The 24,634-nt window shown below is 55.4% G+C and carries 16 protein-coding genes; 15 read left to right on the top strand and 1 reads right to left on the bottom strand.

Annotation, left to right across the window (positions count from 1 at the left end):
• Nucleotides 1-24 precede the first annotated feature (24 nt).
• Together M3194_RS17585 and M3194_RS17580 are read left to right on the top strand one after the other, a co-directional pair.
• Entirely contained in the window at nucleotides 25-573 is a 549-nt protein-coding gene (locus tag M3194_RS17585; protein ID WP_285889347.1) for a GNAT family N-acetyltransferase, read from the top strand.
• Between the two features lie 508 nt (nucleotides 574-1,081).
• Nucleotides 1,082-1,411, top strand: coding sequence for a CPCC family cysteine-rich protein (locus tag M3194_RS17580; RefSeq protein WP_251655389.1), 330 nt, complete (start codon nucleotides 1,082-1,084; stop codon nucleotides 1,409-1,411).
• Nucleotides 1,412-2,310: 899 nt separating this feature from the next.
• Here M3194_RS17580 and M3194_RS17575 read toward each other — a convergent pair.
• A complete protein-coding gene (locus M3194_RS17575) occupies nucleotides 2,311-3,078 on the bottom strand; it encodes an AraC family transcriptional regulator (RefSeq protein ID WP_251655698.1) in 768 nt (255 codons plus the stop codon).
• A gap of 293 nt (nucleotides 3,079-3,371) precedes the next feature.
• On the opposite strand from M3194_RS17575, the gene M3194_RS17570 reads away from it, so the two are divergent.
• The 13 genes from M3194_RS17570 to M3194_RS17510 all read left to right on the top strand — a co-directional run bounded on the left by M3194_RS17570 (nucleotide 3,372) and on the right by M3194_RS17510 (nucleotide 24,608).
• Nucleotides 3,372-4,982, top strand: a complete 1,611-nt coding sequence (locus tag M3194_RS17570) for an alpha-amylase family protein (RefSeq protein WP_251655388.1) — start codon at nucleotides 3,372-3,374, stop codon at nucleotides 4,980-4,982.
• A 414-nt stretch (nucleotides 4,983-5,396) separates the two neighbouring features.
• Nucleotides 5,397-6,587 carry a glycoside hydrolase family 88 protein gene (locus M3194_RS17565; RefSeq protein ID WP_251655387.1) on the top strand — a complete coding sequence of 397 codons (1,191 nt, stop codon included), beginning with the start codon at nucleotides 5,397-5,399 and terminating at the stop codon, nucleotides 6,585-6,587.
• A 139-nt stretch (nucleotides 6,588-6,726) separates the two neighbouring features.
• On the top strand, nucleotides 6,727-7,881 hold the full coding sequence (locus M3194_RS17560; RefSeq protein WP_251655386.1) for a right-handed parallel beta-helix repeat-containing protein: 1,155 nt from the start codon (nucleotides 6,727-6,729) through the stop codon (nucleotides 7,879-7,881).
• A gap of 41 nt (nucleotides 7,882-7,922) precedes the next feature.
• A complete protein-coding gene (locus M3194_RS17555; protein WP_251655385.1) occupies nucleotides 7,923-10,400 on the top strand; it encodes a glycoside hydrolase family 2 TIM barrel-domain containing protein in 2,478 nt (825 codons plus the stop codon).
• Between the two features lie 294 nt (nucleotides 10,401-10,694).
• Entirely contained in the window at nucleotides 10,695-12,845 is a 2,151-nt protein-coding gene (locus M3194_RS17550) for an alpha-galactosidase (protein WP_251655384.1), read from the top strand.
• A 198-nt stretch (nucleotides 12,846-13,043) separates the two neighbouring features.
• On the top strand, nucleotides 13,044-13,247 hold the full coding sequence (locus M3194_RS17545; RefSeq protein WP_251655383.1) for a hypothetical protein: 204 nt from the start codon (nucleotides 13,044-13,046) through the stop codon (nucleotides 13,245-13,247).
• Between the two features lie 39 nt (nucleotides 13,248-13,286).
• A complete protein-coding gene (locus M3194_RS17540) occupies nucleotides 13,287-15,089 on the top strand; it encodes a sensor histidine kinase (protein WP_251655382.1) in 1,803 nt (600 codons plus the stop codon).
• 6 nt (nucleotides 15,090-15,095) lie between these two features.
• Nucleotides 15,096-16,766 carry a response regulator gene (locus M3194_RS17535; RefSeq protein WP_251655381.1) on the top strand — a complete coding sequence of 557 codons (1,671 nt, stop codon included), beginning with the start codon at nucleotides 15,096-15,098 and terminating at the stop codon, nucleotides 16,764-16,766.
• A gap of 106 nt (nucleotides 16,767-16,872) precedes the next feature.
• Nucleotides 16,873-18,630 carry a type 2 periplasmic-binding domain-containing protein gene (locus M3194_RS17530; protein ID WP_251655380.1) on the top strand — a complete coding sequence of 586 codons (1,758 nt, stop codon included), beginning with the start codon at nucleotides 16,873-16,875 and terminating at the stop codon, nucleotides 18,628-18,630.
• Nucleotides 18,631-18,702: 72 nt separating this feature from the next.
• The gene (locus M3194_RS17525) at nucleotides 18,703-19,602 is read left to right on the top strand and encodes an ABC transporter permease (protein WP_251655379.1); all 900 of its coding nucleotides are present in this window, start codon (nucleotides 18,703-18,705) and stop codon (nucleotides 19,600-19,602) included.
• Nucleotides 19,603-19,623: 21 nt separating this feature from the next.
• Nucleotides 19,624-20,511: a carbohydrate ABC transporter permease gene (locus M3194_RS17520; RefSeq protein WP_251655378.1), complete on the top strand. Its 888-nt coding sequence runs from the start codon at nucleotides 19,624-19,626 to the stop codon at nucleotides 20,509-20,511.
• Between the two features lie 74 nt (nucleotides 20,512-20,585).
• Nucleotides 20,586-22,478, top strand: coding sequence for a heparinase II/III domain-containing protein (locus M3194_RS31470; protein ID WP_251655377.1), 1,893 nt, complete (start codon nucleotides 20,586-20,588; stop codon nucleotides 22,476-22,478).
• A 30-nt stretch (nucleotides 22,479-22,508) separates the two neighbouring features.
• Complete coding sequence (locus M3194_RS17510; RefSeq protein WP_251655376.1) at nucleotides 22,509-24,608, top strand: hypothetical protein; 2,100 nt, start codon at nucleotides 22,509-22,511, stop codon at nucleotides 24,606-24,608.
• Nucleotides 24,609-24,634: the final 26 nt, after the last annotated feature.

Here is a 24,634-nt window from a genome sequence, read left to right as displayed (position 1 = left end):
GCCATAATGGAAGGAAGCATATCATTGATTCAAGCCGACAATCAAGTGTATATTCGCTTTTTTGAAATGAAGGATGCTGAAGATTTACTTGATATTCAAATCAGAAATAAAGAATTATTCCAGAAATATTCACCTGCTTTTCCTGATGATTTTTATACGCTTGCTGCAAAAAAACAATTTATTCAAGATGCGGTCAAAGAACGAGAAGAGGACAAAAAATACAACTTTGGTATCTTCCTGCGAGAGAATGACCGTTTAATTGGCGATGTGACGTTGTTCCACCTTCAAAGAGGGCCGTTGCAAAAGTGTTTAATTGGGTATGCGTTGGATGCAGTGCATAGTGGCAAAGGCTACGCGACAGAGGCTGTTAAGCTAGCGGTAGAATATGCTTTTCAACAATTGAAATTACATCGAATTGAAGCGGGAGCAATGCCTCGAAATGGGGGATCGATGCGAGTTCTTGAGAAGGCTGGTTTTCAAAAGGAAGGCATTGAGCGAAAAGGCGTAAAAATCAATGGCGTGTGGGAGGATCACCAAATTTTCTCGATCATTGAAGAAGAATCTGGTGAATAGAGCCTGGGGCAGCTTTTCTAGGATAAAAGGGTAAGTAAATAGAAAAAGATGACTCTTGAAGGGTCATCTTTTTTATTTATCTGTTAAAGGTAATGAAATCATTTAAGTAGTCAAACGTATGTAAAGCAGGAAAGTTTTTGGAGGAGAGGGAATACCGTGGGCTTTGTTTTTTTAGCTATTGGAGCGCTATATTTGTGTTTTCCTGTTACGGCTTGGAAGTGGGGACGGTTTAGTTATAACTCTGAGAGTAACGCATCTAATAAGGATCTTGAGAAAATGATGCCGTCGAAAAAAACGGTAAAATACTTCAGAATGGCTGGAGGCTTGTTGATTGCTATTTCAGTTATTATATTCATCTCTTTCTAAGACAGCTAGATTCTATTATAAGTTTTTATTAAGGCAGTAGCTGGAGGGAAGCGATTGAGTACTAAACTACTTCTGGTTTCATAGAGAGTTTGACTACTACGACTGTTTTGCCGGCGCTATACTGGGAATCATTTTTGGAAATATGAATTGGAAAGATAAACAGAAACGGGTTCATGCTGAAATTGTAAGATCGACCTTAGGCAATGTTCAATGTCCTTGCTGCGGTTACTTTACGATATGTAGCGATGATGAAGTCATCGTAGATATTTGCGAGGTTTGCTTTTGGCAATATGATCTTGCAGCGCATGAAAGGCCTCATATAAGCATTGGGGCAAATAAACTATCCCTAAATGAGGCTATTAAAAATTATAAAAAGCAAGGGGTCTGCAAAGTGAAGATGAAGCAATTAGTCAGAGAGCCGCTTGCAGAGGAATTTCCGGAAAATAATAGGGTGAGCGAAGAAAAAGTTTGAAGATGCCAATAACTATGGGGAGAAAAGATGATCTATTTTTATGATGATTGGTTTGCATATTTCGAGGTTGACGAAACGACCAATACTGCTTTACGGCAAATTGAAATAAAATCTTCTGGTTAAGGGCTAGCAATAATGAAGAAGCTATTGCCCTTGCGGATTATTGGCTGTGCAAAAAACTAGCGCCCAAGGTTAATATTTCTGTCGAAGTCAGCGTTCGCGGCACCGTAATTGGCTACGACGAAACGAATTTATGGATAAACATTTGTCCTACAATAGTGAGAAGAATTTTAATATTTAGCCCTTACTTATTGTTTAGCAGGGGGAGAAGCTTTATGTTGAGCTTGCGGGGATTGTCTTTTTCTTGATTTTGATTTGTCTGCTTTTGTATCCTATTTATGGTCGAAAACCAATGCAAACGAAATGCTTTATTTTGCGTAAGGAAGAAGAACAGATGAGTACAATGAATGGCGGCTCACTCACCACCAGAAGGGTGTTTGTTGATTTTGGCTATATTGTTGATCATCAAGGGATTGCAGAATAAAAGGAAGATTTCAGTAACGGTTTATTGTGTTTTATTCTTAATCTTCCTGGTAGCGTCTCACTTAATTAAACCTACCCTAGGAACGGTGAGTGCGCAGATTATCCTTTGTTTGGTTTGGATGATTTATCTTTATACTTTAAAGCGAGGAGTACATAAATGAGAAAACCGGCCGTCCCCTGGACGACCGGTTTCCTTTTTACCCTACAACGCTTTCCCGCTTGCGGGAGAACGACTTCCGGGCGTTATACACTTCGCCTTTCTCGCGAATGACGTAGCACGTTAAGTGCTGCATATTAATTTGCTTATACGCGGACATATAAGGCGGTTATTATTTTTGCAAATCGCATCTGTTATTCTAACGGACTTCCAAACGCGTCAAATAGACAAGCTCGTCCCGCTTCTGTTTGCGGAACTGGCCGGGAGTCGTCCCCGTCCACTTGGAGAACTGCCGGATGAAGCTCTGAACATTATCGTAACCGATACGGAGGGCGATTCGCTCCAGGGAATCCCCACCACTGAGAAGAAGGTGCATCGCTTCTTGCTGACGCAGCACGAACAAGTAATCGCGCGGAGACATCCGGAACGTGCCCATGAATGCCCGGTAGCAATGCCTTCGGCTGTAGCCGAGCCGGCGCGCGATCGATTCCATCCAATTCTCTTCTTTCTCCCGGTCCTCGTCCCCTTGGACGGCGACGAACGCTTCGATCTCCCTCGCGATTTGAGCGGGAAGGGAAAGGTTTTCCTCCGAAGCGCCTGGTACCGGCAAGATGCGGTTGAGCTCGCTCTCTAGCAGATCGAGCATCTCGTACAGCGATCGATAGAGCTTGATTCGGGAGGCCCCCTGCGCCATGCGCTCCCGGAGGGCCTGCACGGCTGCGACCAGCTTGCGGTTCAACGGGTGGCCGCGATCAACGAGCAGCAGGCCGGATTCGGCCAACCTTTGCAGGAAGGCAGGGTCGTCGATCTGCACATGAAGGACGAAATAGCGGAGTGGTGCTTCGGATCGGAACGAGTGCAGTCGCATCGGGGGCACGAGAAGGAGGTCTCCCGCTTCCTGGCGGTAGGGGATTCCGCTGACTTCGGCCAGCTGTGTCCCTTCGATAACGAGGTTGAGCTCGAACATGAGGTGATGCAGGTGCCTTCCGCAAGCCCAGCCCGCAGGGACGGCGGCGGAGTGGGCGCCGTATAGGTACGCTTCCGATTTGCTGTTTGGATAAGACGCGTAGTCCTCCCAATGGTGATCTGCCACTGCAATGCCTCCTTCGATCCGAATGATGTCCCAGTTGGTTAACGTTCCTCCCCGATCGGACCCTTTTCGCCCTAACCACTGTTGCCATAGCCGTTTATACTTTTGGGATACGTTACTATTATTCGCTATTGCGAGCAGTTGCGCAATATTTGAAGGAGGCCAAGGCCGTGAAGTTGTTTAAAAGAATGGAGAGCCCTTCCGCCGCGTTCGTTCGTCTGAACGGCGGATGGCGGGCGCTGACGCAGGTTCAGCCCGGAACATGGGAGTCCGAAGGGGTTACAGTTCGTCTGACGAATGATGATGGCCTCATAGCGGTGACTTTGGAGGCGCCGGCGGCTGCGCCGAGAGCCGTCAAGCTCCGGTGGGACGAGCGGGTCGAAGGGAATTGGCTCGTTCTGGGGGATCATTGGGAGCGGGCATACGGCGATTTGGAATGGCGGGGGCTGGTGCCCGAAAGGGTCCTGCCTTGGTATTTCCTGGCTCATGACGGTGTCCGGACGGCAGGCTGCGGGGTGAAAACGGGAGCGGGAGCGTTCTGCTTCTGGCAGCTTGATTCCGATGGTCTGACGTTGACTGCCGACGTCTCCTGCGGCAGCGAAGGCGTTCGCCTCGGCAATCGCATACTGCCAATCGCCGAGATCGTCACGGATCCGGGAACGGAGGGAGAACGGCCTATTGTGGCGGCGCGACGGTTCTGCTCGCTTTTATGCGACCGTCCCCGAATGCCGAAGCAGCCGGTCTATGGCGGAAATAACTGGTATTACGCCTATGGCAACAGCTCGCACCGGGATATTCTCGAGGATTCGAGATTCATGTCTTCGTTGTCCGAGAACGCAGGGAATCGACCCTATATGGTCATCGATGACGGCTGGCAGTCGAAAAGCGGAGGGGGAGCCTGCAATGGCGGTCCTTGGACGGGTAACGGCAAGTTCCCGGATATGGGGCGGCTGGCACGGGTGATGAAGGAGATTGGCGTCAAGCCCGGACTTTGGTGCAGGCCTCTTCTGACAGCGGAGGAGGTGCCGGCAGAATGGATTCGCTATTCGTCGAGCGGCGGCCATGTACTCGACCCGACCGTTCCCGGAGCGCTCGAATCGATCCGTGAGGCGGTCCGCACGATGGTTGGATGGGGCTTCGAACTGTTGAAGCACGATTTTACGACGTACGACCTGCTTGGCCAATGGGGATTCACGATGCGTTCCAGGCCAAACGGGCTTTCGCACCCGTTCCGTGACCGATCGAGGACGACCGCGGAGATCACGTTGGAGCTGTACAAGGCGATTGCGGAAGCCGCTGGTGAGGCAGACGTGATCGGCTGCAATACGCTTGGCCATCTGGCAGCGGGCTTATTCTCGATTCAGCGGACCGGTGACGATACGAGCGGCAAGTGGTGGGAGAGGACGCGCTATATGGGCGTCAATACGCTCGGCTTCCGAATGCCGCAGCACGGAACGTTTTTCAGCCATGACGCGGATTGCGTCGGTCTCACGGCAGACGTGCCATGGAAGCTGAATCGCGAATGGCTTCGCTTGCTGGCTGGCAGCGGCACGCCGCTGTTCGTCTCGGCGGATCCGTCCGTCTTGACGAAGGAGCAGGTGGCCGAGCTTCGGCGGTCGTTCGAGCTGGCGGCAGTCGAACGGCCGGCGGCGGAACCGCTCGATTGGCTGCACACGACATGTCCGAGCCGCTGGCTGCTGAACGGAGAAGAGACGACATTCGCTTGGAACCAGGTTACAGGGGAAACGTTGGATGAGAAAGACAACGGCTGGTGGCTGTGAAGCTGGAGCAAGGGATCCCGACGGCATGGTTCAACGAAGGGCTTTGTTCGATCAGGTCGTAAAGGATAAGATTCACTAAAAAAACGAACGCGGGCTTGCGATTATCGGGAGGTTATCTTCCGGGAATACGCAAGCCCGCGTTTGTTTAAAAGCCCGTTAAAAGGATATGAAAAGACAGCGATTCCATAAAGATTACTATAGGTGCGGCCGTTCAGCGATTTTATAATAAATACGAATACGGCAAAGCCAGAGAAATTAGGATAGCCGCGTCGATCTGAGCGATGGGCGGCTGCGGGACAATTGGGGGCTGGAGGTTCACCGGATCTTGCTGAAGCTGGCGTCTCCGATGGCGGAAGGAGAATTCAAGTTGCGCTTCTCGCTGGAGGGCAGAGAAGCTGAGGGAGGAATGGAAGCATGACAGAGCAGAAATTGAATCCCGGCATGGAATGGGATTTGGGCTGGGTGGATGAGGCTTGGTGCCGGGCGGAAGCCAAAATCGGGCGGAGCGCCCGGACGATCGGAGCCGCCTTTCCGAACGGGACGAAAGACGGGCGTTATGTCAGGGGGCCTGAGCACGACTGGGTCGCCGGCTTCTGGCCGGGACTGCTGTGGCTTGCGTACCGCGAGAACGGCGATGAGGAATTGCGACGAGTCGCCGAAGCATGCGAACGGCAGCTAGCGGATACGCTGCAGACCTACGACCTGCTGCATCATGACGTCGGCTTCATGTTCAGCTTGAGCAGCGTTGCCCAGCATCGTCTGTCCGAAGCGTCAGGGCGCGGGGCAGATGAGGGCGCGAAGCGGCATGCGCTCATCGCGGCCAACCTCCTTGCCGGAAGGTACAATCCGCAAGGCGAGTTCATCCGTGCCTGGCCGAATTGGGACGAAGAGGATCATACCGGCTGGGCGATCATTGATTGTCTGATGAATTTGCCGCTGCTGCATTGGGCCGGTCGCGAGATCAAGGACCCGCGGTACAAGCATATCGCAATCCGGCACGCCGACTCCGTCCTGCGAGATTTTCTTCGTCCAGACGGTTCGGTATGCCATATTTTCCGTTATGATCCGGAGACAGGAGAGCCGATTGAGGCGCTGGCCGGGCAAGGCTACGCGGCGGATTCCGCTTGGGCGCGCGGAGCTTCCTGGGCGCTGTACGGCTTCGCGCTCAGCTATCGGTACACGGGCGAGGCGCGGTATCGCGAGGCCGCGCTGCGGGTCGCCCGGTTCTTCGTCGCACGGTTGCCGGAAGACGCCGTCCCTTACTGGGACTTCTTCCTGCCGGAAGCTGGCCGGGAATTAATGCCGAGAGATTCGTCCGCCGCGGCGATCGCGGCGTCCGGTTTGTTGGAGCTGGCCGATTTGTTGAAAGCAGGCGATGTAGCGGCAGTCGAAGACGCCGCTTGGTGCCGAATATCAGCCGAGCGGATCGTTTGGTCGCTGTGCGACCGCTATGGGCAATGGGGCGACGAGCATGAAGGCCTTCTGCGGCATGCGACAGGTTATTACTCGCGCGGCGTCTACGTAGACGAATCGCTGATCTATGGCGATTATTTCTTCGTAGAAGCGCTCGCGAAGCTGCGGGGACGCAAGGAACTGTTCTGGTAAGCGACGAAATCGGAGATTCCGCAATGCGGTGGACGTCCTATCATCCCATCGTAAGGAAGAACTGACTTCGTGCTTCGATCGGGGCTCCTTGAGTCTCGGGAGCTGCAATTAATATTTTCATAACGAGAGGGTGTAGGGGATGAGAGATCCGATGCTGCGCAATCGTACGATCGAAGTGACTGCGGGAGGCCCGCAAAGCGACTATCCGGGCTTCACCTCCATGGCCGTTCAATCGGCGGTAGATGAAGCGACCAGGCATGGCGGGGGCATCGTGCGGCTGGAACCGGGAGTGTATGACGTGTACGGACCGATTCGGTTGACGGACCGGGTTACGCTGGCCGGCGCCGGACCGGAGACGGTACTGCGCAAGACGGACGGCTTCAAGAGCTTTTTCATCGTCGACGCGGACTACGGCGAGCTGCGCGTAGAGGTGGCGGACCCGAGCGGCTTCCACGTGGGGATGGGCCTGCAGATTTTCGACGATTCGCAAAAATGGGGTTGGGATGAAAGCACGGCTGTCGTCACGGCGGTGGACGGCCATGTGCTGCGCTTCGACCGGTACCTGGAGCGCGATTACCGGTCGGACGACGGCGGCATGGCAACGAATGCCTGCTCAATTATCGAGGCGGTGGACGTTGAGCAGGTTCGCGTGCGCGACCTTGCAATCGACGGTAACAAGGCAGCCAACGAGCCGATCGGCGGCTGCCGAGCGGGCGGGATCTATCTGAGGAAGGCGCGCGATTGCATGATTGAGCGCGTCTTCGTGCGCGACTTCAACGGAGATGGCATTAGCTGGCAGATTACCGAAAATATCTCGGTGCTTCACTGCGACGTTCGAGGCTGCAGCGGATCGGGGCTGCATCCCGGCGCCGGCTCTCAATCCTCTCGCGTCAAGGACAATACGTGCAGCGGCAACGGCACGGCGGGGCTGTTCATCTGCTGGCGCGTCCAGTTCGGCGAGTTCGAGCGCAACGTGCTGGAGCATAACGCCGTGTCCGGCATCTCGATCGGACATAAAGACTCTGACAATCGGTTCGCCGACAATGTCATACGCTGCAACGGGAATGGCGGCGTTTATTACCGCCCGGAGAAAACGTCCAATGGGGCGAACCGCAACAAGTGGCTCCGCAACGTGATCGAGGATAACGACGGATTCGGATTTTTCGTGAACGCCGGGTCCGTTGACAATGAGCTGAAGGACAATCTTATACGCGATATGGGAGCGGGCAGGCAGACGGGAGACATTTGGCTGGCGGATGGAGCAGATCGTTTCCGGGCCATTGTGGAGAAATAGAAGCGGATTACCAGAGAGACCTTGCGAAGGAGTCTTGCAACATGACCTATAGAAGATTAGAATCTACCATCTCGTACGTGGAGCGGATGCTTGACGGCACCGGTTACCGCAGCATTACATCTTTAATGGACAATTGGCGCTGCCATGCGGGGGACGCTCCGGGCGCGGAAGCAGCCTTCTATGACGACTCGGCATGGCGGATCGTACAGCTTCCGCACGACGCTTCGGCGGAGTCGGATTTCGATGCCGCCTATCCGGCGAACGGGTACGTTCGCTCGGGCGTCTTATGGTACCGAACGTCGTTCGCTTCTCCGCAGCGGCATGTCGACGGCAAACGTTACCTGATGTTTGACGGTGCCGCGATGAACGCCGAGGTGTGGGTGAACGGTCGCTGCCTGGGGACGCATCCCTACGCATTTACGCCATTCTGGTATGATCTTACGCCTCATCATCGTCCCGCCGGGGAGGAGAACGTCCTTGCGGTCAAGGTGGACGCTTCTCTGCAGCCATTTGGCCGATCCTATCAAGGAAACGGGCTGTTTCGCCGCGTGCAGTTGATCGTCACAGCCCCCCTGCACATTGACGTATGGGGCGTGGTTGCCAAAACGGAGTCCATCGACTCCGAGAGCGCCGCGATATCGGTCACAACGAACGTCTCCGTGGGGCGTTATCCCGAGACGAAGTGGAACGCTTTTGTCTGGCAAGGGAACGGAATGGCGGACAATAACGAGATTAGCAAGAACTGTCGATTAAGAACGACGATCCTCGATCCGGAAGACCGCGAGGTGGCCGTAGCCGAGTCGGAGACGATCGTGCCGCAGTTCGGCAAACATCGGTTCGAGCAGCGGCTGCGCGTGACCAACCCCGCTCTTTGGAGTCCGGATCAGCCGAATCTGTACCGGGTTCGTTCGGTTCTGTTCGTCGAGAACGAGCCAACTGACGATGCGCTGACCCCGCTTGGCATTCGCACGTTATCGTTTACTGCCGGGAACGGCTTCGAGCTGAACGGCGTCGAGACGAAAATCAAAGGCGTCTGCCTGCACCAGGACGCGGCGATTTTCGGCGGTGCGGTTCAGACGCATACATGGGCGAACAGGCTGGCCATGTTGAAGGAAGCCGGTTGCAATGCGGTCCGCACGTCGCATCACCCTTTCCCGACGGAATTTTATCATGCGTGCGATTACCTCGGAATAATGGTCATGGACGAAGCATTCGATGAATGGCGATTAGGCTGGGACCGCGGTTATTCGGACTCGCCGTACGGCAAGAACGCCTACGGATATTATCTTTACTTCGACCAATGGTACGAGACCGACCTTCGGGCGATGCTGCGGCGGGATCGCAACCATCCGAGCGTCATCATGTGGAGCGTGGGCAACGAAATTCCGGATCTCTATTTCGACGAAGGAATCCCAATCTTGCGGAGGATGGTTGAAATCTGCAAGGAGGAGGACGACACCCGGCCCGTGACCGTATGCGCGGAAGGCAATCACTTGCTGCGCTTGCGGGAAGGCATCATGGATCTGGTGGACGTGCCGGGGTATAACTATGTTGCCAGCCGGGAAGGCGACGCGTACTACGAACATTTACACGCCGAGCGCCCGGAGCGGGCTCTGCTCGGCTCCGAGACGGAGTTCGAGCCGGAGCATTGGAAGCGCATTATGCAGAATCGCTACGTCATCGGCCAATTCTTGTGGGTCGGCATCGATTATTTGGGAGAAGGCGCCGACGTGCTCGGCGAGGACTCCGCGCTGGGCAATACGTTCGATATCTCCGCGCTTGCGGGAGGGCGCCGCGGTTGGGGGTTCGGGCTCGTCGATTCGGTCGGCACACCGCGAGGAGAGTACTACTACCGCCGAAGCATCTGGGACGATGAGCCGTTCGTTCGCCTCGCCGTCAAGCAACCCGTTCCCGCTGCCGGCGAAACGTACGCCTACATGAATTCGCAGCTTCACTGGAATTGGAACGAAGGCGAGCGCAAGACGGTATACGTCTTCACCAATTGCGATGTGGCGGAGCTGTTCCTGAACGGGCGTTCGCTCGGAGTATTGGCGAAGGATACGGAGAGCTACCGCGCGATCGAGCTGGACGTCGACTATGTTCCCGGAATGCTCACTGCCGTCGGCCTGAACGGAGGGCATCAAGTATGCCAGGACACGCTGGTTACTGCAGGGTCAGCGGCGCGGCTGGAACTGAGCTGCGACAGCGAACGGTTGTCCGCGGACGGACGGGACTTCGCGGAGCTGCGAATCGTTGTTGTCGACAAGGGTGGCCAACTTGTGCCTGACGCTGCGCATTTGATTTCCGTCACGGTAGAAGGCAGCGGAAGCCTGCTAGGCGTTTACTCGGCGGACGTGACGAGCAGCGAGAGCTACCGTTCCGCAGGCTGCCGCGCCTACCGCGGAATCGCCGCCGCCGTCGTGCGGGCGGGAAGGGAGCCAGGAGCGATTACAATTGAGGCTTCGACTCCAGGGCTGGCTTCAGCAAATTGGACGCTGCCTTGTGTCAGGCATGAATGAATAGGCTTGCTTCGGCCAATTATACTCGTCCCGAACCGCACCTCATCAAGAAAGGCATCCATTTTGGGTGCCTTTCTTGATGGTGGACCGGATTATCCCTCCATACATGATCCGCGCTCTCAAGATTTTACCGGAAAATCGGATATGAAAATGCAAGATAAATCATTAAATGACCATATCCATGGTCTGGGCCACCATTCAATATAGAAGGAAGGACGATCGCGATTCCACCCGCGCACGCGTCCGTCAAGATAGAGCAATATACATATGCGTGAGATGAACAGGGAGGATAAGGTGATTCCATTGCCGGACTTTAAGATCGCTGCGCAACAAATGTTTTTTTGTTGGAATACGGATAAGGACCAGGCCGTACTTGAACGGGATGGCCGCATCGTGTGGCAAGGAAGTCTGCTGCCTTCGTTTGAGCTCTCGGATGAATACGGACAGACTTATTATACGGATGCGGTTATCTCGAATGTGTCAACGCTTTCGGATTCTCGCTATGAGATCGCGCTTGAATTCGGTGAGATAGGAAGAGGCTCCCTTCAGGTGGACACCGAAGCGTGGGGAATCCGATTTTCCAGTCTGGAAGTCGTGTGGCATCAGCCGACCTCTATTATAGCGCTCTATTTTGGAACGAAGGAAATGACGGACAAGGAGCGCCGGGCCGCACCATCGCTTGCCAAGCCCTTCTGGCCGAACTGGAAGGCGGAAGGGTACTGTCTGCCGTGCGCAGGCACGAATCCGACGCGCAGCTTTTGGCGTTTTTTTGATATGGGCGATTCGCTGCTGCCTCTCGGCAGCTTTGGCGATGCGATGGGAACGTCTTATGCGGCTGCTTATCCGAGGCCGCTTTATGCGGCGGCGATGGGTGGCGGTGATGGATGGCTGTCGTTTGGACCCGGAGCGATTCCGGATGCGGCGATATCGTTGCAGTTAAAATCCGCCACCTCTTGTATGCAGTATTTATACAGGGAGGATTTGTGGGAAGCGCCTGACCTGCTGAATCGAAGATGGAGCGAACCGCTCAGACTTGCCTGGGGGATGAATGGATACGATGTCTACGACCGGCTGTATCAAACCTTTCCGGTAAGCGGTCCAAAATCGCCCATTCAAGCGAAATCGTTTGTATGTACATGGGGCGATTTCAAGGAAGGGCAGTTTGATCTAAGGGCCATTATGGAACGGGTTTCGCGATTGGCCCCTGCCGATATGATCGTGCTCGACGAATATTGGGAGACTTGCGACAGCAGCGGAATTCCGGACTATAAACGGTTTCCGGAGTTTGACAGGGACGTTGCGCATATGCGGGCGGAAGGCTTCGAAATTGCGGTATGGCAGTCAATCGGCTGGATTGACCAGCCTGAGGCGTTTGGCCTGACCGATAAGGATTTGTTGTGCGGAGTGGACGGGAAGCCGAGGCTCTGGCGCTGGTCGGGCGATCCGATATACGGCAAGTCCTATCATTACTGCCTAGATCCCAGCTCGGAGCGGACCAGATCGTTTCTAACCGAACGCACCAGGACCGTCATCAACCGGCTGAATCCTGCAGCGCTGAAGCTGGATTTCGGCTATGGCTTGCCCGGACCGGACGTAAGCGTGCCCCGTTGTCCGGAACTGCGGGGAGAACGGCTTTGCTCGGAACTGCTCAAGATCATTACGGACGCGGCGAAGAAGGCAAAGCCGGATATCGCGATCATCTATTATGGGCTGCATCCGCTGCTGCACGACCACTTCGACGTGATCAATATCGATGATCTAGGCGACGCTGGAGACAGTGCGGAGTATGAGGCTCTTGGGCACAATCAGCGCTGCATGTGGTCCGCGCTCGCGGCGCGCCGCGGCATGTTGGTCAACACGTCGACAGGCTATTATTGGGAAACGTTGGAGCAGATTTTACTCAACACCGCCGTTGTCGGCACCAATGGCTTGACGCTTGGTGCAACCGACCGTACCGGTAAGGCGATGACCGACTCACAGCGGCTCCGCTGGCTTGCGCTGGGCAGGTGGCGCAGGCCCGGAAGCGGCTGGTCTCCGTTATGGCTGGACGCCGATTTCGGAGATGTGAGCCGCGAGCCGGTCATTAGGTCATGGGGACGGGTGGAAGCCCATCAGGACGGCGACAGGATAACGGCTCTCGCATTACGGCATGCGTCAGGTGATGAGATGGCTTTTCCGCAAGTGTCCGGTATTCGTTTCACGGGGGAGTGGGCGCTTATTTCTCAAGATAACGAAGATATCCGGCAATGCTCCAAGCTGGCCTGTATCCCGTTCGCGTCCGGTGCTCTTACCATTGAGGGAGTCTTCGAGGCCGTTATTGAATTTCGTCATCAAGAAGAGCGCGAAACGAGTAAGGTGTCGGCTTCCGATCATAGCGGAAACGTGAACGTAAGCATAAGCGGTAATGAACTTAACGAGATTATCGGATTTATGCTCGTACGATAATAAAAACGGAAGGGGCTGCCCAGGCGGGCAGCTCCTTCGTCATGTCTATCAACAAAATCCTATCATTGATTTATTGGAACTTCGCACACTTGGATTCGAAGCGATTTGGGTCGTAATCTTTTTGAAAGCGCTTTATAATAGGGTGGTACGATTTGTATGCAATCACAAATGCTGGACTGTTGAGAGGGGCGACAGGGGATGGAAGAGAATCGCGAATGGCATGCCAAATGGATAGGGCTGGATAAGGACGAGGCGTCCGTCACGAAGAAAGAGCGCGCGTATTTACGCAGAACGTTCCGCGTAGCGAAAGCGGCGAATCGGACGAAGGCGGCAAGGTTGAGGCGAGCGGCAAGCTCGATTAATCGATGCTCTAGCAGAGGAAGCCTTCACGCTTGTTACTGAGATCATATGTTGAATTTTATGCGCAAGGGGCGGCTCGAAATGAAGATTTTTCGTAAAGCACAGCGGAGAATGACGATATTTCCGAAGCTGATCATAGCCTTCCTGCTTGTGGTCGCTCCGATCTACGGAATCGGTCTTTGGATGAATCAGCTGGGCGAGAAGAGCGTCCGCGAGGAACTGTCCAAATCGCTCCAGTCGCGGGTCGATTTCTACCTGAGCTCGCTTGAGGCAGGAAATGAGCAGATGAGCGGGCTGCTGCAGCAATATGCTATCGACAAAGACATCCAACACGCCGCATTTATTAGCAATACGATGTCGATCGGAGCATGGACGGAGACGGTGCAGCGCATTCAGGACAAGCTGCAGCAGATCAAGTACTCGAGCCTCTACATCAAAAACGTAAGCGCTCATATTCTGACGCTGAAGCGGACGATATCGAGCAACGAAACGATCAGCGACACGATTAATCCCGATTATGAGGCTGTTGCCTCCGTAGCCAAACTCCGGGGCGTCGGCAATTATTACTGGAAAGACCGGCTGTTCATGGCGGTCGCCTATCCCGGCTCCGATCTGCCGAACATGAAGGAAACGTTCGCGCTTTCGATCGAGATCAACCAGGATGCAATGAAGCAGTCGCTGCAGAACTTCTCCGACTACCAGAACGCGGGAGCGATGCTGGTCAATCCGAAGAACGGCTGGAGCCTCGGCAATCAAACGGACGAAGTACTTGCGAAAGAGCTTTCGGACTATTTGAAAAACCGTCCCGAGGACAGCGCAGACGAAGGCTATAAGCAAATTTCAGCGGGAAACAGCTCCTATCTGGTCGCCTATAAGCGCTCGCCGACGTTCGGCTACTACTTGGTCGCCTACGTGCCATCGGTCGAATTGCTCGGTCCGATCTACAAATACCGGATACTGCTATGGCTGCTGTCGTTTGTCTCGCTCGTTTTTATCATCGCATACTCTTACTGGCTGTATCAGCTCATCCGGAAGCCGCTGCATCGGATGATTACCGGATTCCGCAAGGTAGAGGCGGGAATGATGGAGCCGATTCCGCTGCCCAAGTCTCGCGATGAGTTCCAATACCTGTTCCAACGATTCAACATGATGACGAACAATTTGAAGGTGCTGATCCAGGAAGTGTACGAGCAGAAGCTGCGCGCCCAGACGTCGGAGCTGAAGCAGCTGCAGTCGCAGATCAATCCGCACTTTTTGTATAATACCTACTTTATCCTATACCGCTTGGCGAAGATGCACGATAATGACAGCGTAATCCGGTTCAGCCAGCATCTTGGGGAGTATTTCCAATACATAACCCGCAACGGCTCCGATGATGTGCCGCTCGAAGCGGAGATCAAGCACTCCCGTTCATATGTGGAAATTCAGAGCATCCGCTTCGCCAAGAGCCGCATTACCGTCGATTTCAGCGAACTGCCCGAAGGCTGCGGGGATATGCGGGTACCGAGGCTTATCCTGCAGCCGTTCATCGAGAACGCGTACCAGTACGGGCTCGAGACGAAGCGCAGGGATGGCAGAATCGCCGTGAAGATGTCCGAGCGGGATGGACAATTGCTCATTTCGGTCGAGGATAACGGCGAGCGGCTAACGAACGCCGACCTTCAGCAGCTCGAAGCGAATTTAGAGAAACAGCGCGCGGGTATGGAATATACCGGCATGCTGAACGTTCACCGCCGGCTGCAGATCCGGTTCGGCGCCGAGTATGGCGTGTCCGTCGCCCGCAGTGAATTGGGCGGCATGAAAGCGACGCTGAGGCTGCCGATGCCCCAGTTCTCGGTTAAACCCGAGGAACCATCAGATACTTTAGACGCGAAAGGAGATTGAATAGCCATGTACCGGTTGTTGATCGTAGATGATGAGCCGATTATCGTCGAAGGCTTAAGCGAGCTATTCTCGCAGTCCGACTATCCATTGGAGGTCTATCAAGCGTTTGACGGACTGGAAGCGCTGGCGGTCGCGCGGAAGCTGCGCATCGACATTCTGCTGACGGATATCGAAATGCCGGAGATGAACGGCATCGAGCTGCAGAAGGAGGTGCTGCGCCTGTGGCCGCGCTGCAAGTCGATTTTCCTGACCGGCTATAACGAGTTCGGCTATATCCAATCGTCTATTCGGGGAGGAGCGATCGATTACGTGCTGAAGACGGAAGGAGACGATTCGATCGTAGCCTCTGTCAAGAAGGCGACTCGCGTCATTGCCGAGGAAGTGACCTACGAGGGCCTGATCGAAAGCGCTCGCTCGTCCCTTAAGCTGGCGCTGCCGGCACTGCGCAAGGAGTATTTGACCGGGCTGCTGGAAGGGGAAGCTTCGTCGTCCGCCGCGCGGAGAGAGCGGTTCGCGCAGTTTGAAGTGCCGCTCGATCCCGACTTGCCGGTCGTCATGGCCGTCGCCCGGATCGACCGCTGGCGCGAGGATAGGACGGGAGGCGATAAGATGTTGTTCGCTTACTCGATCAACAACATCTTCGAAGAATTCGTAGCGCTGGAATTCCACCTGACGTACTTCAGAGGCAATCACGAGCGGCTGATCTGGCTGCTGCAGCCGAAGGCGGAGTCGGGGTATCGCCAGGCGATCGTTGGCAATCCGCCGCTGCTCATGGGCGAGGAAGTCGATCCGGAGGCCAGTCTGCACGCTTACTTGCTTGGGATGCTCGAATCGGTGCAAGACGCTTGCAGCCGCTATTTGAAGCTCGCGTGCTCCTTCGTCGTTTCCAGCGAACCGTTCGAGTGGGACATGCTCTCGTCCAAATACGAAAGGCTGTCGCAGCTGTTCGGACGCGGACTTGGACTCGGCAGCCAGATGCTGCTCTCGGACGACCGGGCGAAGGAAAGCGGAGACGAGAAGGCGCGAAGCAAGGTCAAGCGCATCCGGATGCTTGACCAATACTTGGTGCAGAAGGAACGGGCGAAATTCGAGCAGCTGTTCGACGAGATTACGGAAGCCGTCGGCGAGCCGGCGACGCTTGCGGCGGGCTTGCCGCTCGAGGTGTTCTACGAGCTGTCCGCGATCTTCATCCCGCATCTGAATCGGTTCGAAGCGCTCGGGGACGCTCGAGGTCACGCCATCCCGGGCAAGCTGTTCTCTATCCGCGAGCATCGTTCGTGGAGGGAGGCTTCCGGCTTTTTCCGCGAGCTGGCGGAATTGCTGTTCGAACGCATGGAAGGCGGCAATGAGCAGGAGACGAGCGAAGTCGTCGAGCAGCTTCATCAATATGTGGAGGAGCAAATCGATGGGGATCTGTCGCTGAACCGCCTGGCCGAGCACGTCTATTTGACGCCTTTTTACCTCTCCAGATTGTATAAGCAGAAGACGGGCCATACCATCAGCGACTATATCACGGGGAGGAGAATCGAAATAGCGAAGCGGATGCTCGGCGAGAGCAACCTTAAAATTCATGAGATCGGCATGCGGATCGGGTACGACTCGGCGTCCTATTTCACCCGGTTTTTCAAAAAAACGACCTCGCTGACGCCTCAGGAATACCGCGATTCGCTCAAGTAGATATGAAAGGATAAGGAATGTAAACGGTTTATTATATTCGCCGTGTCGGATCTGCCTCATACTGAAAGCGTACCACATTTAACCCAGGAAACAGGGGGGCATACAGATGGTGTTGAAGAAAGCGAAAGTGAAAGCGAAATTGAAGGGCTCGGCAATGCTCTCATTACTGCTTCTTATGACAACTGTAACAGCTTGCACGAACAGCGATAACAGCAACGCGGTCTCCAACGCCGGCAACTCGCCAAGCGCATCGACGAGCACGGGAGAAAGCCCGGCAGCAACGCCTGGAAATTCGGTTCCGAGCGGCCCGGAGGGCAAATACGATCCTCCGATCGAAGTAACGACGGTACGCTCCCTCAATCAGGCCGCTGAACTTGCGCCTGGCGAAACGTACGACGAGAACATTTGGACCAAAACGTTCGAAAGCGATCTCGGCATTAAGGTGAAGAATACCTGGAAAGTAAATGCGGAGCAATATCAGAACAAGATCGCCGTAACGATGGCTTCGGGCGATATGCCTGACTTCATGAATGTCGACGCTCAGCAGTTCCAGATCCTCGTGCAAGCCGGAACGATCGCGGATCTGACCGATGTGTACGCGAAGTACGCTTCCGATCTGACGAAGAGTTCGTTCGAAGGAACAAACAGCCTGCGTCTCAAAGCGGCGACGGTAGACGGCAAAATCATGGGGATTCCGGCAGACGGCGGAGAAGCCGCCGATACTCAGCTCATCTATATTCGCAAAGACTGGCTTAATAATCTGGGGCTTCAGCCGCCGAAGACGATGGACGATGTTATCAACATCGCCATGGCATTCACGAAGAACGACCCGGACAAGAACGGCAAGAACGATACGTACGGATTAAGCCTCGACAACAACTTGTTCAACGGCTGGTCCGGTCTTGACGGCTTCTTCAACGGCTACCACGCGTATCCGTTCAATCCGACCAAGGGCACGGGCACGAGTCTGAACTTCATCAAAGGCGCGGACGGCAAGGCGCAATGGGCCGACGTTCAACCTGAAGTGAAGACCGCTCTCGGCAAGCTGGCCGACTTGTTCAAGCAAGGCGCGATCTATCCGGAATTCAGCGTTATCGACGGCAATAAGTCCGCAGAACTCGTTACGTCCGGCAAAGTCGGAATGACGTTCGGCGCATTCTGGGTGCCGACATGGCCGATCAACAATATGTACAAGGACGTTCCGGGCGCGGATTGGGGCATCTATCCGCTCGTGTCGTCCGACGATCAGCCGGCGCTCTCGCAAAGCATGGGCGGATTGCCTTCGCACTACTTTGTCGTAAGCAAGAAGTCCAAACATCCTGAAGCTCCGTTCTTGCTGCTCAATACGTATATTGAGAAAATTTACGGACACTTCGATAAGAATTACCATACGGTTACCGTGGATGGCAAAGACTACGGCGAATTTGGACTTGCGCCGATCAACGGAGGCTTGCCGGGCAACAACCCGAGGGCGGCTGCCGCGGTTCAGGCAGCGAAGAAATCCGGCGATACGTCGGCGCTGAATGACGAACAGAAGAATTACTACGATCAAGTAGCTAAATTCGAGGCCGGCGACGCAACCATGTGGGCCGCGAACAAATTGTGGGCGGAAGGCGGCGTATTCAGCCTCCTCGGCCAATACGTAGACAATAAGCAAGTGTTCACATCGGCGTATGTGGGCAACCCGACTCCGACGATGATTGCGAAAGGTCCTTCGCTTCGCGACGAAGAAGTCAAGATGATGACTTCGATCATCATGGGCTCCAAGCCGCTCGACTACTTCGATGAGTGGGCAGCGAATTGGCTTGCATCCGGCGGCCAGAGCATTCTCGACGAAGTCAACGCCAGCGGCATGGTTCAATAAAACGTAACAAGGGGATAGGGGCTAGCCGCTAGCCGCTATCCCCTCTTTGTAACCGGGCAGGAGGGGAATCTATTGAGCCGCAGAAACTGGAGATTGGAATTGCCGCTGCATCTTATGCTGGTGCCGGGTATTATCGTCGTGCTGCTATTCAGCTACGGCCCGATGGTCGGCATCGTTATCGCCTTTCAGAACTTTATCCCGGTGAAAGGGATTTTTCACTCCGAATGGGTCGGATTGGATCATTTCCGATATATCTATAACTTGTCCGAGACAAGGGGAGTGCTTCGGAATACGGTATTTATCGCATTCATGAAAATTATCGGTGGACTCTTCGCGCCGCTAGTCACCGCGCTTCTGCTGAATGAGATCAGGAAGAAGTTCTATAAGCGCAGCGTCCAAACGATTATCTATATGCCGCACTTTATGTCCTGGGTCATTATGGCCGGTATCTTGATTGACGTGCTCTCTCCAACTTCCGGGATCGTCAATCAATTCATGGGGTGGCTCGGATTCGATAAAGTGTTCTTCCTTGGCGATGATAAGTGGTTTCCTTACGTGCTGGCGGTGACCGACGTATTGAAGGAATTCGGCTTCGGAACGGTTGTCTATTTGGCCGCCATCACTGCCGTAAATCCGTCTTTGTACGAAGCAGCCGTCCTCGACGGCGCGAACCGCTGGAAACAAACGCTTTACGTTACGATTCCCGCGATCATTCCGATTACGATATTGCTTACGACGCTCGCGCTCGGGAACGTGCTGAATGCCGGCTTCGACCAAGTCTTCAATCTCTATAACCCGTCTGTCTATTCGACCGGCGACATTCTCGATACTTACGTCTACCGGATTGGCCTGGCCAGCGCTCAATATGGAGTGGCGACCGCCGTCGGACTATTTAAGTCAGTGATCTCGCTCGTCCTCATCGCGATGTCCTATTTCTTAGCTTATCGTTTCGCAAATTACCGCATTTTCTGACCAGCTGCAAGGAGGATTGTCATGGTTCAACCCTACTCATGGAGTCGCAAGCTGTTCGTTGTTTTCAACTATACCTTCCTTGCCGTTTTGTCTCTTATCAGCATTCTGCCTTTATTGAACCTCTTCTCTGTCTCCTTAAGCTCGGCGGCCGCAATTGAAGCGGGCAAAGTTACGCTATGGCCGGTCGACTTCTCTTGGAAGGCTTACAAGTTCGTTGCGGAGAAGCATGAGTTCCTGGTCTCGACGGGCGTCTCCGTACAGCGCGTGTTGTTAGGCGTCAGCATTAACATGCTGCTAACGGTGCTTACGGCCTATCCGCTGTCCAAGGAAGCAGCGAGTCTGAAGTTCCGAACGGGATATGCCTGGTTCTTCGTCTTCACCATGCTGTTTTCCGGTGGTTTGATTCCGTCCTATATGATCGTGCGTAATTTGCACCTGCTCGACAGCATCTGGGCGCTTGTGCTGCCGGGTGCGCTGCCTATCTTTAACGTCATTCTGATGCTCAATTTCTTCAGAGGCTTGCCGAAGGAGCTGTCGGAGTCCGCATTCATCGACGGCGCCGGACATTGGCAGACGCTCTGGCGGATCATCATTCCGCTCTCGATGCCTTCGATTGCTACGGTAACGCTGTTCGCGATCGTGTCGCACTGGAACGAATGGTTCAATGGACTGATCTATATGGACGATCCGGTCCACTATCCGCTCGCCAGCTACTTGCAGACGATTATCGTCCGCATGGATATGTCTACCATATCCGATCCTTCCATGCTTCTATTGTTGTCGCAGTTAAATGACCGATCGGTGCGCGCGGCTCAAATTTTCCTCGGCATGGTACCGGTGCTGTGCGTATATCCGTTCCTGCAGCGGTACTTCATGAGCGGCATGACGCTCGGAAGCATCAAGGAATAAGACATTGCCCGATAAGCCGTCCTGTTCATCAGATCAGGGCGGTTTTCTAACAGAGATGGGGAGGCGAAAGAACGGTGTTATATGAACGTTACGGCTCGGCACGGCTTGAGGAGCTTGGCTTCGGCGAGGCCCCCTACGCGCCGTTTCCGAAGGAGGAAGACCGCGCAGCCTGGGGGGCGATCTCGCGTGAGAAGAGAGAGAATTGGCTTCGACTTGCGGACCATTATGTTGATTATGGTTGGCCGGTTCTTAAAGTGTCGGACTATCGTGCCTATTGGACAAGCGGCGACCTGTCGCGCCTCAGTCTTGCCTATTTCGAACGGAGAAGCGTGCTCGGCATTCTCGTGATCGCCGAATGCATGGAGGGCGAGAGCAAGTATCTTGATCAAATCATGAACGGGATCTTCGCCATCTGCGAGGAGACGACCTGGGTGTTCCCGGGCCATCGCAGCCACTGGAAGGAATTCGATAAGCAAGAGAGCCTCCCTAGCCGTACGGAATACGGAGTCGAGCTGTCCTCCGTGGAAACGGCGCGGCTGCTGCTATGGACCCGCTATTTGCTAGGAAGCAAGTTTGACGCAATCAGCTCGCGAATCAACCAGCGCATTGTTTCGGAGACGAAGGATCGAATGCTGACGCCTTACCTCGAGCATGACGATTACTGGTGGCAAGGCTTCACCCCGGGCGAGCGGGTCAACAACTGGAATCCTTGGTGCAACGGCCCGGTGCTGGCGGGATTCCTGCTTATCGAGGAGGACCCGGACGTCAGAAGAGCGGGAATTGCCAAGGTCCTTAGAAGCCTCGACGCGTTTATCGCCTCTTATCCGGCCGACGGCTGCTGCGACGAAGGACCGTCATATTGGAGCGCGGCGGCGGGCGGTTTGTATGAATGTCTGGAGATGCTGTGGCTGGCGTCACAAGGACGTTTCGACATTTTCGGGGAGCAGATCGTTAAGGATATTGGCGCTTATATGCCCAAAGTTCATATTCATGGTGAATATTATGTCGCCTTCGCCGATTGCGATGCAAAGGCGAGTCCGGGAGGCGGGGGCTTGTATCGCTACGGCCTCAGCGCGGGGGATGATTCGCTCGTCCGTCTCGGCGCCAGCCTGCCGCCAAGCGGCGATCCGAGCACGCGCATTTGGTTTAACTTGTATGGCTATACGCGGGATTTGTTCGTCGAGAAAGAGCGGCTCGCCCAGAGAACCAATGCTCCCTATATGCGCGATGCCTGGTTCAACGTTACCGAAGTGATGACCGCAAGGCAGATGGAAGGCACCGAGCAAGGCTTGTACGTCGCGGCCAAAGGCGGCAATAACGGAGAGGCGCACAATCATAACGACGTCGGCAGCTTCCTCGTCTTCGCCGACGGCTATCCGCTGCTCATCGATCTTGGTACGGAGGAATATAAGGCGCAGACGTTCAGCGCGCAGCGCTACGAGCTGTGGTACTTGCAATCGCAGTACCACAACCTGCCGACGGTGCGAGGGGTGCTGCAGCAGAGCGGCGGGCGGCATAAGGCGCGAAATGCGAAATACTCGCTGCAAGACGGCCGCTCCGAGCTGCGAATGGACATCGCCGAAGCGTATCCGGAAGAGGCGGGCATCGCAAGCTGGGAGCGCACGGTTCGGCTGGATCGGGACGGCGTTGCGACAGTGACGGTCAGAGACGCATTCGCCATGAAGGACGACGCTCCGGCGGAGATGTTCCATTCGTTGATCACGCCGTGCGAGCCTGCGGTTCACGGCGAAGGCAGCGGCGAGATCCGGCTGACTTATGCGCCTGGCAAGCAGGCGGTCATCCGCTACGACGCCGAGTATCTTCGCGCGCGAATCGAGAAGATCGATGACATGGATAGCCGCCTGAGAAGAAACTGGGGCGACCGTATGTACCGCATCGTATTGGAGGAAAGGCAGCCGGTCGCTGCCGGCGAGAGAGCGATATTCGTTACGCTTGATAACGGCTGATCCGATCGCGCTTAACAGGAGGGAATGTTGATGTCGAACTTATCCGACCGATCGCAAGGCGATGGCGCATCGCTCGCGGCTGTAAGCCTGATGCTCGCCCCGGAATACGCCCCTTTTATTGGTTCGATTGAATATGGCGAGCTCGGGGGAGAGCTTCCGCGGACGTCCATCGTCTATGAAGAGCCGGGGCGGGCGAGGATCCGCCTGAGCTTCCGTCTGACCGAGGATATCCGGCAGGACGACTGGCGCGTGACGATCCGCCCGGCGTTCGCGCCGACGTTTCATTGGTCGCCGCATCTGACGCCGACGGGCGATCACGTTGTTGATCAGCATTCGTTCCGATCGCCTGCGTTGATTGCGGGCGACCGCGAACTGCTGCTGACGATCGTCCCCGACCCGGACGCGATGCTGGCGATGCCGGAGACATCTGCGTCCGGCGCCGCCGAGTCGCCGCGCTGGTACATGGATCTGGACGCTCCCCGCAATGAGCTGACCCTTGGTCTGTCAGCCACCGAAGTGCGGGAGCACGTGCTGTACGTTCGGCGGCCGGGCGCCGTGTTCCCGGCGGGCGAGCTTGAATTCGGCTTCTATGTAAACGTGTCGACCGAAGCCGACGATCTCGCGAACCCGTGGCGACAAGCGCTGGCGTTCCTGTGGGAAGGCTGGGGCGGCAAGCTGTATCGTTCCGGCGAACCGCTGCGAGGCTCTCTCGAGCCGTACGCCAAATACGCTTACGAGTGGGCATTCCGCGGCTGGAAAGACGCTATTTGGCAAAGTATCGACCTTGGCGATCGCAAAGTAGGAGCGCCGGTCTTCATCGTTAATGTAACGCAAAGTCCGAATTATCCGGGGGAGACGAGCGAACGGGAGCTCCGCTCCGTCTGGAACCAGGCATGGTTCAGCTCGCTGCGCTCGGCGCAAGGGCTATTCCGCTTCGGCCAGCGCACCGGCAACGAGGATTATGTCAAGCGCGCGCGGCAAACGAAGGAGCTGGCGCTGGCGGCTCCGCAGAACGGAGGCTTTTTCCCATCGGTCCTCACCGCGGAGATGGAGTTCGTGGATGAGAACGGCCGGAAGATCAATCGATCCAAAGGCTGGCAGACCCATTACTGGGGCAATTCGAATCGCAATCCGTTCACCGACGTCGTTAAGGATGCGCCTCTGCATGCGCTCGATATGAGCTGGACTGCCCTGCAGATGCTTCGTTGGCATGAAGAGTTGGAGCCTGACAGGCGATTGCTCGAATACGCTGTCCGGTACGGCGACGCGCTGCTGCGGCTGCAGGACGCGCGTGGCTTCTTCCCCGGCTGGATCGACGAGAAGACGTACGAGCCTTGCGGCGTACTCGACGACAGCCCGGAGACGTCGATGTCCGTTACATTCCTGCTGAAGTTGTACCAAATTACAGGCAATGAATCGTATCGCGCTGCTGCGCTGCAGGCGATGGACGCGGTCGCTGAGCATGTTGTGCCCGTCGGGCGCTGGGAGGATTTCGAAACCTATTATTCCTGCAGTCCGTTCGGACGTGACGAATGGATCGGCCGTAAGGTTGAGCGCAACAACATGTATAAGCAGTGCAACTTCTCGATGTTCTGGACGGCGGAGGCGCTGCTCGAAAGCTACGGAACGAGCGGCGATCCCGCGTATTTGCAGCTCGGCCGTCGCTGCCTTGACGAGCTGCTGATGACGCAGGCTTCGTGGCAGCCTCCCTATATTTTCGTTCCGGCGGTCGGCGGCTTCGGCGTCATGAATGCAGACGGAGAGTGGAATGACGCTCGCCAAAGCCTGTTCGCCGAGACGATTATCCGGTACGGTCTGGAGCTGGGAGCCGAGGAGTATGTCGAGCGGGGAATCGCGGCACTCCGCGTCTCGTTCGCGCTGATGTACTGTCCGGAGAATCCGGCGGCGAAGGCGCGCTGGGAGCATACATGGCCTTTTTTTGGTGAAGCGGACTACGGATTCATGATGGAAAATTACGGCCACGGAGGCCGGACGAGCGCCACGGACGATTACATGGGCGAATTCGCGATTTATGATTGGGGAAACGGCGCCGCGGCGGAAAGTTTTATGAGGCTTGCCGCCCATTACGGAGAGGCGTTCCTGGACCGAGTCGGAGTCGAGCGCGGCTAGCGCCGGGCACCCTGCTGATGGACACA

It is taken from the genome of Paenibacillus glycanilyticus, assembly GCF_023715145.1.
GTDB lineage: Bacteria > Bacillota > Bacilli > Paenibacillales > Paenibacillaceae > Pristimantibacillus > Pristimantibacillus glycanilyticus_A.
Note: the sequence above shows the minus strand (reverse complement) of the source record. Positions and strands in the feature narration are given on the sequence as shown.

Coding starts and splice junctions, on each gene's coding strand:
- M3194_RS17555 (WP_251655385.1), top strand. CDS start 7,923: ATGACCTATAGAAGATTAGAATCTACCATCTCGTACGTGGAGCGGATG.
- M3194_RS17510 (WP_251655376.1), top strand. CDS start 22,509: ATGTCGAACTTATCCGACCGATCGCAAGGCGATGGCGCATCGCTCGCG.
- M3194_RS17575 (WP_251655698.1), bottom strand. CDS start 3,078: ATGTTCGAGCTCAACCTCGTTATCGAAGGGACACAGCTGGCCGAAGTC.
- M3194_RS17580 (WP_251655389.1), top strand. CDS start 1,082: ATGAATTGGAAAGATAAACAGAAACGGGTTCATGCTGAAATTGTAAGA.
- M3194_RS17565 (WP_251655387.1), top strand. CDS start 5,397: ATGACAGAGCAGAAATTGAATCCCGGCATGGAATGGGATTTGGGCTGG.
- M3194_RS17535 (WP_251655381.1), top strand. CDS start 15,096: ATGTACCGGTTGTTGATCGTAGATGATGAGCCGATTATCGTCGAAGGC.
- M3194_RS17545 (WP_251655383.1), top strand. CDS start 13,044: ATGGAAGAGAATCGCGAATGGCATGCCAAATGGATAGGGCTGGATAAG.
- M3194_RS17560 (WP_251655386.1), top strand. CDS start 6,727: ATGAGAGATCCGATGCTGCGCAATCGTACGATCGAAGTGACTGCGGGA.
- M3194_RS17530 (WP_251655380.1), top strand. CDS start 16,873: ATGGTGTTGAAGAAAGCGAAAGTGAAAGCGAAATTGAAGGGCTCGGCA.
- M3194_RS17540 (WP_251655382.1), top strand. CDS start 13,287: ATGAAGATTTTTCGTAAAGCACAGCGGAGAATGACGATATTTCCGAAG.
- M3194_RS17520 (WP_251655378.1), top strand. CDS start 19,624: ATGGTTCAACCCTACTCATGGAGTCGCAAGCTGTTCGTTGTTTTCAAC.